Source organism: Stutzerimonas zhaodongensis (assembly GCF_003696365.1).
GTDB lineage: Bacteria > Pseudomonadota > Gammaproteobacteria > Pseudomonadales > Pseudomonadaceae > Stutzerimonas > Stutzerimonas zhaodongensis.
The window spans coordinates 50,637-64,765 of record NZ_RFFM01000009.1 but is presented as its reverse complement, the minus strand read 5'-3'; the positions used below and the strand labels follow the sequence as shown (position 1 = coordinate 64,765).

The following is a 14,129-nucleotide window of genomic DNA, read 5'->3' as shown; positions in this document are numbered from 1 at the left end:
GTCTTGGTGCAGAGCAATGAACGGCTGCACTGCTTTTGCCCGAGTGGAAAGGCATGACCTCAGCAAGGGATCGGCTGCACTTCTGGGCATAACGATGGCAGAGCCATGCACTGAGGCAATGCATCAGAAAAGCGCACCGCAATAGAGCGAAACGCGGTGTTTGAACCGAACTGTTCGGACCAGTCGTACCAGTTGGCGCGCCCCAGCCCATCAGATAGGTCTCGAAGTTCGGCTGGCATGACGCGTGCAAAGCCGATGCGTCTTCCAAACATCGGAGTTTGATCATGCTCAACGCGACTCGCTCATTGCTTACTGCCCTGTGTCTGGGCATCACACTGGCCAGCGGCGCCGCCGTCGCAGAAGGCCTGGAAGACATTACCAAGCGAGGCGTGCTCAAAGTGGCGGTGCCTCAAGACTTTCCACCGTTCGGCTCGATCGGACCGGACATGCAGCCGCGTGGCTTGGATATCGATACCGCCCAGCTGTTGGCTGACAAGATGAACGTCAAACTCGAATTGACTGCCGTCAACAGCACCAACCGCATTCCATTCCTGACCACGGGAAAGGTCGATCTGGTGGTGTCGAGCCTTGGCAAGAATCCTGAGCGTGAGCAAGTAATCGATTTCTCCGAAGCCTATGCGCCGTTCTACCTGGGCGTGTTCGGCCCAGAGGAAGCCCAGGTGGCGAGCCTTGATGATCTCGATGGAAAGACCATCAGCATCACTCGTGGCTCGGTTGAGGACATTGAGCTCAGTGCGGTCGCGCCTAAAGGCGCCACGCTCAAACGTTTCGAAGACAACAACTCGACGATCGCCGCTTATCTATCCGGCCAGGTCGATCTGATCGCCACCGGCAACGTGGTCATGGCAGCGATTGCCGAGCGCAACCCGAAGCGTCTGCCAGTGATGAAGCTGAATCTGAAGAACTCGCCAACCTATGTTGGGCTGAACAAGGACCAGCCAGCCCTGTTGGAGAAGGTCAATGAAATCCTCGCAGCGGCCAAACAAGACGGCAGGCTGAGTGAAATCAGCGAGAAGTGGCTCAAACAGCCCCTGCCGGCTGACCTGTAAGAACACCATTGGATCCGGAGACCGACCATGGCCTATCTGATGGATTTCGGTCCAGTCCTGGCGAACACCGACGTGCTGCTACAAGGCGCGATGTTTACCCTGGGACTGACCGCCATCGGCACTCTACTGGGGGTTGGGCTGGGCATCGCGGGCGCGTTGGTGCGCGCCTGGCGCATCCGTCCCTTTAACTACCTGTTCGGGCTCTACGTCGAGCTGATTCGCAATACGCCGTTCATTGTTCAACTGTTTTTCATCTTTTTCGGGCTCCCCGCGCTCGGCATGCGACTGAACGAGTGGGAAGCCGCCGTGCTGGCAATGGTGATCAACCTGGGCGCTTATTCCACCGAGATCATTCGGGCCGGCGTACAGGCAGTTCCTGTTGGACAGATCGAGGCGGCGTCGGCGTTGGCAATGACCCGCATGGAAATCTTCCGTCACGTGGTGTTGCGCCCGGCCTTGGCGAAGGTTTGGCCGGCGCTGTCGAGCCAGATCATCATCGTCATGCTCGGGTCAGCGGTTTGTTCGCAGATTTCCACCGAAGAGCTGACCTTCGCTGCGAATTTCATCCAGTCACGCAATTTCCGTGCGTTCGAAACCTACCTGGTGACCACCCTGTTGTACCTGGCAATGGCCATCCTGATCCGGCAACTGCTGGGGTGGATCGGACGACGTTATGTCGTGGGGGCGCGCTGATGGGATTCACCTTCTGGGATATCGCACGCAACCTGCTGACCGGCCTGCAATGGACGTTGGTGCTGTCGCTGGTGGCGTTCGTCTGCGGTGGCGTGGTCGGATTGCTGGTGATGCTGGCACGGGTCTCGCCGATCGGCTGGCTGCGTATCCTCGCCCGCGGCTATATCGAACTCTTCCAAGGCACGCCTCTGCTGATGCAGCTATTCATCGTGTTCTTTGGCGTCGCACTGCTGGGCGTCGAAGTGTCCGCCTGGCTCGCCGCGGCGGCGGCGTTGACCTTGTTCACCAGTGCCTTTCTTGCGGAGATCTGGCGTGGCTGCGTCGAGTCAGTCTCGCGCGGCCAATGGGAAGCCTCCGAATGCCTGGCGATGACCCGAATGGAAACGTTGCGTTACGTCGTGCTGCCGCAGGCATTGAGGGTTGCGGTGGCGCCCACGGTGGGTTTTTCGGTGCAGGTGGTGAAGGGCACGGCGGTCACCTCGATCATCGGTTTCACCGAGCTCACCAAGACCGGCAGCATGCTGGCCAACGCCACCTTCGAACCCTTCATGGTCTACGGCCTGGTTGCGCTCGGCTACTTCGCACTCTGCTATCCGCTGTCACTTGCGGCGTATCACCTGGAAAGGAGGCTCAATGCCACTGCTTAACGTATCGGCGCTGCACAAGTACTACGGCGAGAACCATGTCCTCAAGGGCATCGATCTCCGCGTCGAGGAGGGCGAGGTGGTGGCCATCATCGGGCGCAGCGGCTCGGGCAAGAGCACCTTGCTACGTACGTTGAACGGGCTGGAGACGATCAATGATGGCGTGATCGAGGTTGATGGAGAGTACCTGGACGCCACTCGCGCCGACCTGCGCAGCTTGCGGCAGAAGGTCGGCATGGTGTTTCAGCAATTCAACCTGTTTCCTCATCTAACGGCCGGCGAGAACGTGATGCTGGCAGTGAAAGTGGTGAAAAAACTGCCCCATACCGAGGCTGAGCGCCTGGCGCGCCAGATGCTGGACAAGGTTGGGCTGGCGGAGAAGTTCGATGCCTATCCCGAGCGGCTGTCGGGTGGTCAGCAGCAGCGTGTGGCGATCGCCCGTGCGCTGGCGATGTCGCCCAAGGTGCTGCTGTGCGATGAAATCACCTCGGCGCTTGATCCGGAGCTGGTTAATGAGGTGCTGGCGGTAGTGAAGCAGCTGGCGAGCGAAGGCATGACACTGGTGATGGTCACCCATGAAATGCGTTTCGCTCGTGAGGTAGGCAGCAAGCTGGTATTCATGCACCACGGCAAGGTGCATGAGGTGGGCAATCCGCGAGAGCTGTTCGCCAATCCGCAGACAGCCGAGCTGCAGCAATTCATTGGCTCGGTTGGCTGAAGCAACCGTGCTCAACCGGCTTGTCCTGGGCGCATTATTTTTCTGAAAGACCGTCGCAGGTGCTCAGCGAACCGATGACAGCGTGCGGCTCGAGGCGAAGGACCGCTATCTGAGCGACGGCGATGCCTCGGGCGAGGGTGCGCGGCTCCTTCTTCACCTGCACCGGGCATTCGATGACATTCGAGGGCGGTACGATGAGGGAGCAGGTTGAAGCCTTGGTTCAGCTTCTCTTACACCTCTGTCAAGTGGAACAGAACGTACGGACGACTGTGCTGTTCAGCACTAACGACCTGGGCCAACGGGTCCTATGCTTGTCCGCAGGAACTCACGTAACGGTTCGTCGACGGCGTAGAGTAAAACTCCCTTCTTCGCCCTCGTCATTAGCACGTAGTAAATGTTCCGGATGGCTTCGTCTCGGAGGGTTGGATCGTTTCGTACGTTCCTAACCCATTTATCCGCGTTGTGCTCGTACTCAACCTCAATGCGGTCGCCTTTTAAAACGAGATCGGGCCCGATGATGATGCCGACATAGTCGTATTCGAATCCTTGAACGGTGTAGATAGCACCGACCTCCTCATTGAACCCCAGCACTGAATTCCAAGCTTTGAACGCCATGCGCTCGTTCCAGCGGCCGCGCCAGCCATCGATATGGATATCGTAGCCTGTGCCGGGGGTAGACTCCGTCTGCCAGTGCCAGCAGTAGCCCGCGACCATTCGGCATGTCGCATTGCGCCCTCGGTCCGCCTGTTCGGTAAGCAAATCTTCCATGGCTTGAAGCGAGCTCACGACCTCAACGGGAAACGTCGAAGCTGGCGTATACGCCTTTAGCTGCCCTCCAATGACAAGATCATGAACCCACTGAACATACAGATTGGCTCCCCCACATCTCAGTTGCTCGTCGAGCACGTGGGTGATTACCTCAAAGCCGCGCGCGTGCGCTGCGTCTAAAAGATCTCGACTGCGGCATGTCTCTGTTGGACTAATCCACTGACAGTCATCAATGAAAAATACGACGAGATCCTTGTTCCGCATCAGGCCCGCAGCTTTTTCCTTCGTGAGGCGGTGGGCTTCGTCGACGACCAAATAAGCGGTTTCGGCTCGGCCATCGGAGGCGAAAGCAAGATCTTTGATGCATTGCCCGATCGCCGCGGATTTAACGTAGTACTTAGGATTTTTGCCCAGCTGCATTAAGTACTGCACGAGCTTCATGGCTAGGACGGTTTTTCCAGTTCCCACCAGCCCTTTGACAATTACGCAGGTCTTCGCCTCGGCATTTCGAACCGTGGCCGCAATCTTCTTGAATGCTGCGGTTTGTCCTTTTGTCGCTTTGAATAACGCGCTGCAGTTGAGCTTGTCGCTGAAATTGACAATGAAGGAGTCCGAATACTTCAGCTGCGGCTCATTCAAGAAAGATATGGCTTGTGAAGGCCGCTTGAGTTCAGAAAGCAGGGCGCCTAGGCCCTCTCTTCCGTTGGATTTTGATACCAACAAGCAATTTTCCAGATGCAAACCGTAGATTTCGGAGCGAAGCAACTCTCCCTCAGCCGCTTCCACATAGTTGTGCAGAAAGGCCATTGAGCTAAAGCTCGGTGAGAGCGGGCCGAAGTCCAAAGTGTGTTCTAGCGCAGTGCGGTAGACGTTGGCTTGCTCGCACGGATGGATAGTGGTGTAAGCAGGGGAGGCGCTAACGAACAGCCACGAGACGCCGAGCTCGTCTCTCAGTGTCACAGAGCCGCGCGTCCATTGCTTCAACTCGACGACGATGACCTGAGGTCCATTCTCGTTCTCGGCAATCAGTATGCAGTCGGCTCGCAGGGAGCCAACCGGCATTGGATATTCGATCAGAATATGCCCTTGGGGGTGAGGAACCTGGCGTCGCAACAGATCAGCAAGCGCAGGAAGCGAGTTTCTCCAGGAGCGGATCTCAGCCTCAGACAGTGTCGAATCAGGAAACTTCGACGGGTACTCGGCACATAGCCGGTCGATGAACTCTGGTGTATCCGCTACGGAGCAGAACTCCTCGATGCGCAAGGTGGCCAGCGCTGCCATCTTCGATTCTTCTGGGTACATCACGTTCATGAGTCCTGTTTCATGACGGATGTGCGTCCGCCTTCAATCTTAGCCGCACGACGCTAACGGCCACGTCCTGTGAGGTCAAGGTTAAGCGGGTGAACCAAATGATTCGTTTTTAGCGGCGACCGTAACTCATTGGCGCGCCGGTATTGGGGGGCGAAAACGGTATCCACGGACGCAATCGCGCATCTATCTAGGCTAGGCTGCAGCTAGTTGACCTGAAGACTCCGATTTCGTCATTTGCGAGGTGGATGTGATTGGTTGCGATTTGCGCAGCCTGTTTGCAACCTTCTTGTCCTCCGAACAATGGAACAGAGCCTTTGGCAGTGCTCGAGCGGCTCAATCCAGACAAGAGGACCTTTATGGCTCGCGTTGACCTAGACGTTCCGTTTTCCGAAAAAGACGAGGCGAAAGCACTCGGCGCCCGCTGGGATCCGCAGGCGAAGGTCTGGTTTGTCCCAGAAGGTCGAGATCCAGCACCATTGGCGAGATGGCTCCCCCAGCATCACGAATCGGATATAGAACCCGAACCCGAATACGCCATCCGGTCGCCTTATTACTTTCTTGTCGAATCGAATTCCGCTTGTTGGAAATGCGGCAGCTCAACGCGTGTGCATGCGTTCATGTTGCCCGAGGGGCACGAGCAGTTCGAATACGCAGACGAGGAGGATGAGGGCTTCACCCTAGACAGCCCCTGCGGTTACTGGCAGCGCTACGGTGAGAGAGGAAAGGTGTCAAACCTCTATGGCTTGTCTCCCTCGGTATTAGCGCAGCTTCGGTCCCACACAAACCGCTACAAGCCTGCCTACAGCCAGCAGGCTGGCGAAACCTACTACATGAATCATTGCGAGCACTGCGGGGCGAAGCTCGGCGATTTCTATATGCATTCAGAGCCGGGTGGTGCGTTTTTCCCAACGTCGCCTGCCCAAGCAAGCACCATGGTCCTGCACAAGGTCGAGGCACCGTTCGGGGGCAACGGCAGCATGGGCTACGCATCGGATGATTTCTTCGAATTCATGCAATGCAAAAGCGGCGAATAACAAACACCACTTCCGCCCTAATACCTCAGCTTCGGCATGCCCTAACGCAACGACACCAGCTGACAGTGGCTTCGGTTCTGCGACCTAAACAGCTAATCAGACCGAAGCGTTCACCCATTCGAACAAGGACGTGCAACATGAGCCATGCAATAGAGGACGCTGGCGACGACAACCAAGAGGTCGTGGAGCTGCTGCAGCAGGCCAAACTCCTTGCGGTGCGTTACCGCCAGCTAACTGGTAAGCCGCTGGGCATTACGGGCGAAGTTGCAGAGTTCGAAGCGGCTGCCATTCTTGGTCTGGATCTGCACGCGGCCCGAACCGCTGGGAATGACGCAACCGAAATACGAAAGGGAAAGCTCGTTCGGGTGCAAATTAAAGGACGCTGCATCGCTGATCCAAAGCGCGCAACGGGCCGGGTCGGAAAGATCGACCTCAGGCAGCCCTTCGATACCGTACTGCTAGTCTTATTGGATATGGACCTGAATGCCCTTGTGATGTACGAAGCTGAGCGCGCTGCTGTTGAGGTATTACTGACCAAGCCAGGGTCAAAAGCACGCAACGGACGCGGTTCGGTTGGGATCAGCCAATTCAAAGCCATCAGCACTGTCCCTTGGATAAAAAACAGTGATGCCCAAATCAAGAGCGGCTAGCTCAGATCCGCATGACGACGCACGGGCTCAGCAAACCGAGCGCTCTAGCTAACGCTTGAAGGAGGCGAGCCGCCCACGAGGGACGGCCCGCGACCTAGCCTAGCCTGTCGCTGTGCCAGAAACAGCTCGCCGATACAGCACGACCATCTCGTCGAGCAGCGCCTCGGCGGCATATAACGTCATCTTCAGCCGTACATCTTGGGGATAGAACCCGTCAGGTCCGCCAATCTGCTGCAGCAGATCCTTGACGATGTCGGCACGAAGTTCGGCGTCAGCCAATACGGGCTGTCGTGCAGACGAACACACAGATAATGACGGCGCCGAAGGCGCTCTCGGACGGTGAGGGAAGGGGAGAAGCCTGGATTCAAGATCAGCCATGGCACACCTCCGAAGAGGCGACATCAATCAGAGCTGAGGAATCAAGGTGGAGCGCGGGCGTAAAAAGGGGATAGCGCATTCTGCTTATGCTCCTCGAACTGGTTAAGGAGCCACAACCACCCGTTGTCACGCGGAATGGAGGTGGACCGCACGGGGGTGACAAACCGGCGTCCGAGGGAACCGGCCAGGCCGAAGCCTGCCCCGCACGGCCCACCATAGAATGCCGGAACCAGACACAGTGAAGTGCCGGCCGGACATTTATGGCGCTGCCGCGCCCTCGAACGGTTTCAGGTTGTCACACCCGGTCGCGGGATTTACCACGACCGGCGCAGTCTAGCGCGGGGGTTAGTGAAGGGCAAACATGCTGGGGCGTAGTTGAGAGGAGGCTTGGTGAATCTTGTTGATGTCGAATTCGAAAGGCCGCTCTCGGCCAATAGCGGTCGTTTCATTTGGATTGCTTCCGACCCAAACAGACACTGAACTCCCTAAAGAGGCGAAGATGCCTTTAATGGCCACAGGGCAACGCCGCTTGCTCCTCTTCTGTCCAGCACTGCTCCAGAAACATACAGGCCTGACAGCAGGTTCGGCTGTCTATGGCTTGGATGAGGCACCGATCTTCGCGACGATCCTGAACGACTTGGTGTGCGCAGTGATGGCGCTGAGTGTCCACGAAGAACGCCGGGGGATCGACCGAACGAGCGCTAATAGCGGACTGCATTGCAGCATCAGCCCCGCATTCGGCCCAGCTATGGAACCGACAGCCTTGGACACGGGGCTCTGCGAGTAGAAAGTGCGTCGCGCTTCCAGTGGCGACGAGCCATTCGTCCGCCTCCGTCAGTTCGCCGACCGGGGATTTCGCTAACCCTTCTCTGCGGAAACCTGGAAACGCCGAAAGCTCGGCTGAGGAGAGCACGCTGCTGAGCTCAGTTCCGCATGCTGTAATCAACGCGGCTCCTCGCGCGTCAATTTCATCCAAATGGGGAGCAAGCGTTTCGACGCCATCATCATCCCGTCGGTAGTCAAGTTCGACGGGAGTGTCGTTGTCGATCACCGTGAAGATAGCGTCGTCCTTGCGGGCAACGAATAGGGCTGGATAGATCAGAATGCGCGGCCGACGAACGAATAGCGTGCTGCCGGTTCGCTCATAGTGAACATGCACGCCCTGAAACACTCCAGAGATATCGCTCAGCTCCAGGAACTGCCGAAGCTGTGCGGGACGTAAGGACTCCGGCGCATCTTCGGTTAGCGCTGATCGATGGAGAAGCTTGAAAATGTCTTCCGCCCGCTCCTTAAACTGCGCGCGGGTGAAAATTGCGATGTCATCCGGCCGCGCGACGCGTAGGAAAGTTTCAACTGGGCATCTGAACACCACCATCCACTCGCCGCTAATGATGATAGCCCTGGGCAAGTTATGGTGATACCGCTCGTTGAGCGTCTGTACATAGCCGCAGACCTGGCGCAGATAACCGTCCCACTCAGCGATGATCGGCGATGTACTCTCAGGTTTTCCGTTGCGGATATGCTGGATCGCCGCAACGAGCAGTGTGGCCTCGCTAGCGTGCTGACCATCCCCGCGAGCCGAGATCGCAGGCTTATCCCACGCTTTCGCTTCGACCAGCAAGAGTGGTGCGCCAGTAATATCGACCACCCCGACATAGTCCATGAACTTCGTGGTGGTTGCCTGGAGACGGGCTTCCTCAAGCACATTGCCCCCGGCACCGAGTCGCCATCCGAGATGACCGAGCAGATCATTGACGAAGAGCAGCCGCGTATCGTGCTCGTGGGGGCGGCGGTTCGGGTCGAGCTCGGCGAACGGATCGCGCAGTGGCCTTGCTAGCTCTCGTTCGACCGCCGCAAGCAGGTCGCCGAGCCCTCGCTTGAAGAGGTTCTGAAGCGCCAGCCGGTTCACTCGATCAGTTCCGGCAAGCGATACAGTAGGCGTCTCGCCGCCGGCCACCCTGCCTCCAGGAAGATCTCTAGGCAGTCAACGAGGGCGGCACGTCGGGTTGAGTCGTCGAAAATTTCCTTGTGGTCAGCGAGGAACACACCGATCAGCCTAACCAGAAGGTCCACGCCCAGAGGCTCGTTTTGATAGCCCGATCGGCGACTGGCCTGCAGGGTGCTGGCCGCCAAATCGAAGGCCGTACCCGCGTCCACATCGACTAGGCGTTCTACGAGTTGGAGCAAGTAATAGGTGGTGTGTGGCTGCGCGTACTCGCCAATCCGTTTGAGGAGGTCGGCATTTTCCCGGAAGAACACGTCGAGCCCCGTTTGGTTAAGCGCGACGTCGCCGTCCCGTTGACTGGCCCTCGCGTCGGTCGCGAAGAACATTTGCATCCCTGCGGTGTCGATCAGGCTCGCGCACTCTCGCGCCTCTGCGGTCGCAGCCTCGTCCAAGTCAGGGCCTGCCATGTGCCCGGCGAGCCGGGCATTCACGGAATTAACGATGTCGGAGACAAGTGCCTGAGAGCGCTGGCGTAGACCGGAGTTCTTGTCGGAGATTTCGCCGATCCCAGCAACTATGGCGTCACGCAGAGTTACTAGGATCGTTCTTGCTTCTTCGGCGTGCTTCCAGGGCACAACTAACCATCTATCGAGAACGACCTTCGCTTCTGCCGACTGGTAGGTGACCCAAAGGACTGTGAGATTACCTGCTATTGCCTTGAATAGCCGGCGTTCTCGATCTGACCCCGGCGTCTCACGCTGCGACAGCATAAGCAGCAACTCTAAACTTTGCTGTTGATCCGTGTGGATTAACCTTGAGACGACTTCGCCGACCAGATGTTCGATGATGGTCATGTTAGGTTCGTGCGCTAGGCGGTCTGTCAAAAGCTGCCAGAATCGATCCCGGTCGAGGTCCCAGATTCGGACGAGACGTACCAAGGCGTTTAGCCGGACGGCAGGATGGCAATCAGAAAGCAACTCCTCCGCCCGCTGCATAAGGTCGGGATAGAGGTCTGTGCGTTGCGCGAACAGATCCCAATAGGCTTGCGCTGCTTCAACTCGCGCCGCGGGGCTGCCCCATGACGCAGACGCTTCAAAATTAACCTCTGTGTCTACGTCCAGCTCTGGACTCTCGGATCTACTGGCAATGTCTAGCAGCGCTGTAAACGTCGCGTCTTGCTCAGTCGTGGGCGGTGCCTCCTTCGATGCCAGCAGCTGTCGCGATACTATGACTTCGCAGCCTTGGCCAATGATCGCCTCTGCATACCGTTGTAGGCCTGCGTGCGGCGTATAGTCTGCTAGTACATTTCGTATGACCTGCAGGGCGGCGAGCGAGTCCGCGAGGGAGGCTGCTCTAACATCTTCATGCTGCGGCTCGAGCCGCAGGAGTTGCTTCGCGACGTTGATGGCGTCAATGGCTGGCAAGTTCTCTGGCGCTTTCTTGTCTAGGCCTTCGATCCAGTGAAAATCCTCTGGTGTGCCCCACCCGGTACGAATGACGAAGGGCCGCTCGTTCGTGGCCTGATCCTGGGGGCTCGCGTCTAGGATCAGGCGAGCTTCGTCAGTGACGAGATTGTCACGGCCGATCGCAATAAAAAGGCGCTTCAGGAAGGCCTGGCGCACTTCGATGCGATCTTTGAAGCGTGAGAAGTCAAACCCGAAAACTGCACGCTCGAAAGCCTGTCGCTCCTGCGCCGATCGGCGGCTGATGCCTATTGCAACGAGATCAATTGCGTCCTTACGAGTGTCGAGGAGAACAAGGAACGGTTCAGTCACTGCAATGGGCCAGAGCTGGTCTACCAGGTCATCGCCGCGCTCGACCGCGCAGAGGAACATTCGGGACCAGAAGAGCGCGAACGAAGCTTCATCGATCAGGATGTCGATCAAAGCCAGAGCATCGGCCTCCGGGACGGCTTTGAGGTGCGAGCGCAACTTCGAGACTAGGCTTACCGCATCCCGGTCGTATTGGTTGTTTGGGTCATGCGCCCAGATGTAGCTGCGGTCTTCCCGCAGACGGATTGATCGCCCACTGACCTGAAGCTCTATATCGAGGGCTTCGTCAGAGACGGCATGTTCGCGTGCGACGTATCCTTCAACCGCATTGACGACAGCCCTGACTGCAGATCGTGGGTGGACTTGTAGGAACTTGGGCAGGTACTCGCCCAGCGACCACCGCGCCATCCCGTAATCTTGCCGAGCGTTGGAGGTCAGGCTGAGGATTTGGCTCTGGCCGATCCGGGTCTCGTGATCCTCCTTAACCTCGTAGTCGAACACAACCCGGTAGACATAGTTGGTGACGAACTCTGGATCGACGTCGCCGACCGTTGCAATTTTGTAGCAGACCGCTGGCACTTCTTCATGGCCAAACCGATCCAGTCGATCATGATTGAACAACTGGACTAACAGGGCTCGCGAGCCCTCGAGATCGGTACCATAGGTGGCGATGACGAAATCAATGGCGGATCTCACCATAAACCCGGGTTCAGGCTGGGCTAGCCCGTAAGCCAATAGCGCGCGCGCAGCCTTGCCGAGCATATGCCTGAACGCGCCATCCTTGACTCGCTCAATGAGATTGTGGAGGAGAAAGCGAAGGGTGCCCGCGGCGATGTTTGGTGCCTTTGCCAAGCAGTCAGCTAGATAAGCCCATGGTTCCAGAGCAATTTGCTTCTCGTCTTCAAGCCTTACGACCAAAGCGCCGGTGACATGCGACAGCGCCTTTAGCACCTCCTTGTCACCCTCGATGGCTTTATTACCCAACCAAAGACAATCTTGGGCCGAAGTAGGAAACTCTGCCCCCAATCGACCGGCGGTGCTGCGGACGATCGGGTCCCCATCCGCATCGTTGATGAGGGAGCCCAGGGCGATCCAAAAACGCGCGTGATCCGTCTCAGATTCCCAAATTTCGCGCAGTACAAACCCAAGGGCTGGCGATAGCATCAGTCCCAGTGCTTCGGTCTTGCTGAACCGATAGGCACCGCTGACGATATCGCTCGGATCAAGAGCAAGCCGCGCTGCCGCGTAGTCGAAGAGCAGATGATGTCGAAACTGAACCCAGCGTTCGCTATCAACGACAACAAGCACCCCCTCTTTGCATAGGGTGTCAATCATGGCCGGGTTGTCACCCGCTGCTTGGAGTGCTGGTGCGCGAAGCGCCCGCGCCTGAACCATGAGTTGGACCACGCGGCTAAGGCTGCTCCTTGCTTGAAACCCGTGGCCTACAACACGGTGCTCCCAATAGAGGTGCAGTAAGTCTGCTTGAGACGAGACTAAGTCTAAATTTTTGACCGCAGCACCCGAGATCAGCTCGCTGAGCAGCCGAGTGTTGAATGGCACCATAGCCAAGTCACGCAGACGTGGTGGAGTCTGTCCCAGACACGTCGCCAGCGCGGGCGATTGCTGGAGGAGTTGGTCAAACTCGACTTCCGACCAGGGCGGCACCTGAATATGCTGAACATTGGAGAAGGATGGGTCCGCAAACGATGCCTCCGGCGGTGTGCCTTTGAATAGCGCGCGTAACTGTTGTCCCATGCGCAGATCGAAATTACGGATCGACGCGACAACATTCCAGCGCCCGTTTCGCTCAAGAACCCGCTCAATAAGTGCTCGAAATACGCCTTCACCGCGCCCTCCGCGTGTCGCATCCAATGCATCAATCACCAGATAGCCTGGCTCCGATCCGTCCCAGGCCTCGAGCACATCGAGCAGTGGGTGCTGTAGTCCAAGCTCACGTGACAGGCCTTCAAGGCTTTCGATCGAGTAACGATCAACAGCGAGTTGAACGATATCGACGCCGTCGTCGTTCAATTTACGTGCAAGAGCATTCAATACTGCGCTCTTGCCAGCGCCCGGCTCGCCGATGATAAGCAGAGGACCGTTGCGTACTGCGACTTCAACCGCGGCTTGGCAGTCGCGGTGGACGGACAGCGGCTCGCCATTGGCTAACTCAATCAGTTCATAGCTTGCGAGAGCTTCGGCGATACGTTTTGAATGCCGTTTAAGGGCTTGGATGTCGGAGCGATACTCAGGAGGTGCACTGAGTACGACGCCTCGGCTAGAGAGTAATTGCCGCAATGTGGAAAGATCGCCGCCGCCTCGCTGCACCATCAGTTGGCCGCTAAGATCTGACAGGGCTGAGAAAGCAGCTGCGGCGTCATTGTCCGGGCCAAAGGCTTTGATAAGAGACCCGCTCGCCAAGGCATGGCCTTGATCACCGTCAAAGGTGAAGACGACCACCAGCTTCGCCAACTCAAGCACCAGTTTATTGTCGACCGGTTTTTTGGTGATACTTGCCCATGCCCTTTCGACCAGGCTGGTGAACACTTGAAACGCGTGTTGCTGCGCTTTGTTAAGCGCGCCTCCGCCTGGTTGTGAAACAAGGCGGAGCGCAGCCCGTAGGTCGACCTTGATTTGGGCTGAGGCCTGAGGGCCCACAGCCAGCACCAGCCGGTCGCGGGCGTGATCGAGAGGTCTGTTCCAATCCATCGAGCCGTCGCCATGCTGAGCGGCAAACCAATGGCGAACAAACTGCACGATCGTTTTACCCAGGGGCGAGCTTAGGTCTTCACTCAGGCTCGCAGTTGTCTTTGCCTGCACAGCAACGTATCCGCCGACATTGGTTTTGAGCAGAAGGTCGTCGACCGGTGCCTCAGTCTCAAAGCGGATCCATTCTGGCGTCGCCTCGCCAAGGCAGAAGCCGTCATCAAACCGGTCGCCCGCCAAAATCCAAGACGAGAACAGTGCTCCAAGCTGCTGTTGGAACCGAATACCGCCGCTAGTGGCAGCACCACCACCACCAATCCGGTAATTAGGGGGAGAATTCCGCGGCGTATGGGTCAAGGCACGTTTCCGGTCTACGTCTGATAATTGCGTAGTGTTAGCCGGGTTCACTGGCGTTGGCAATCTGTGTAGTTCAGTCTGCC

The 14,129-nt window shown here is 57.6% G+C and carries 10 protein-coding genes; 6 read left to right on the top strand and 4 right to left on the bottom strand.

Translation table 11 applies throughout. The features are described from left to right. Window positions 1–284: 284 nt before the first annotated feature. The 4 genes from EA797_RS20740 to EA797_RS20725 are packed head-to-tail and all read left to right on the top strand — an operon-like array spanning window position 285 to window position 3,125. Window positions 285–1,070, top strand: a complete 786-nt coding sequence (locus EA797_RS20740) for a transporter substrate-binding domain-containing protein (protein ID WP_122168746.1) — start codon at window positions 285–287, stop codon at window positions 1,068–1,070. Window positions 1,071–1,097: 27 nt separating this feature from the next. Continuing rightward, a complete protein-coding gene (locus EA797_RS20735) occupies window positions 1,098–1,763 on the top strand; it encodes an amino acid ABC transporter permease (protein WP_122168744.1) in 666 nt (221 codons plus the stop codon). Further along, window positions 1,760–2,410: an amino acid ABC transporter permease gene (locus EA797_RS20730; protein ID WP_208644478.1), complete on the top strand. Its 651-nt coding sequence runs from the start codon at window positions 1,760–1,762 to the stop codon at window positions 2,408–2,410. The genes EA797_RS20735 and EA797_RS20730 overlap by 4 nt, the downstream gene beginning before the upstream one ends. Then, entirely contained in the window at window positions 2,397–3,125 is a 729-nt protein-coding gene (locus EA797_RS20725; RefSeq protein ID WP_122168740.1) for an amino acid ABC transporter ATP-binding protein, read from the top strand. The genes EA797_RS20730 and EA797_RS20725 overlap by 14 nt, the downstream gene beginning before the upstream one ends. A 282-nt stretch (window positions 3,126–3,407) precedes the next feature. Here EA797_RS20725 and EA797_RS20720 read toward each other — a convergent pair whose 3' ends face one another. After that, window positions 3,408–5,204, bottom strand: coding sequence for a DNA/RNA helicase domain-containing protein (locus tag EA797_RS20720; protein ID WP_122168738.1), 1,797 nt, complete (start codon window positions 5,202–5,204; stop codon window positions 3,408–3,410). 320 nt (window positions 5,205–5,524) lie between these two features. Here EA797_RS20720 and EA797_RS20715 point away from each other — a divergent pair, with 320 nt between their 5' ends. Then, complete coding sequence (locus EA797_RS20715) at window positions 5,525–6,238, top strand: DUF5710 domain-containing protein (RefSeq protein WP_244214181.1); 714 nt, start codon at window positions 5,525–5,527, stop codon at window positions 6,236–6,238. A gap of 137 nt (window positions 6,239–6,375) precedes the next feature. Next, window positions 6,376–6,888, top strand: coding sequence for a hypothetical protein (locus EA797_RS20710; protein WP_122168734.1), 513 nt, complete (start codon window positions 6,376–6,378; stop codon window positions 6,886–6,888). A 99-nt stretch (window positions 6,889–6,987) separates the two neighbouring features. Here EA797_RS20710 and EA797_RS22085 read toward each other — a convergent pair whose 3' ends face one another. The 3 genes from EA797_RS22085 to EA797_RS20695 all read right to left on the bottom strand — a co-directional run bounded on the left by EA797_RS22085 (window position 6,988) and on the right by EA797_RS20695 (window position 14,046). Then, a complete protein-coding gene (locus EA797_RS22085) occupies window positions 6,988–7,167 on the bottom strand; it encodes a hypothetical protein (RefSeq protein ID WP_244214178.1) in 180 nt (59 codons plus the stop codon). Between the two features lie 604 nt (window positions 7,168–7,771). Beyond that, complete coding sequence (locus EA797_RS20700; protein WP_122168730.1) at window positions 7,772–9,175, bottom strand: hypothetical protein; 1,404 nt, start codon at window positions 9,173–9,175, stop codon at window positions 7,772–7,774. After that, the gene (locus EA797_RS20695; RefSeq protein ID WP_122168728.1) at window positions 9,172–14,046 is read right to left on the bottom strand and encodes an NACHT domain-containing protein; all 4,875 of its coding nucleotides are present in this window, start codon (window positions 14,044–14,046) and stop codon (window positions 9,172–9,174) included. Before EA797_RS20695 ends, EA797_RS20700 begins: the two co-directional genes overlap by 4 nt. Window positions 14,047–14,129: the final 83 nt, after the last annotated feature.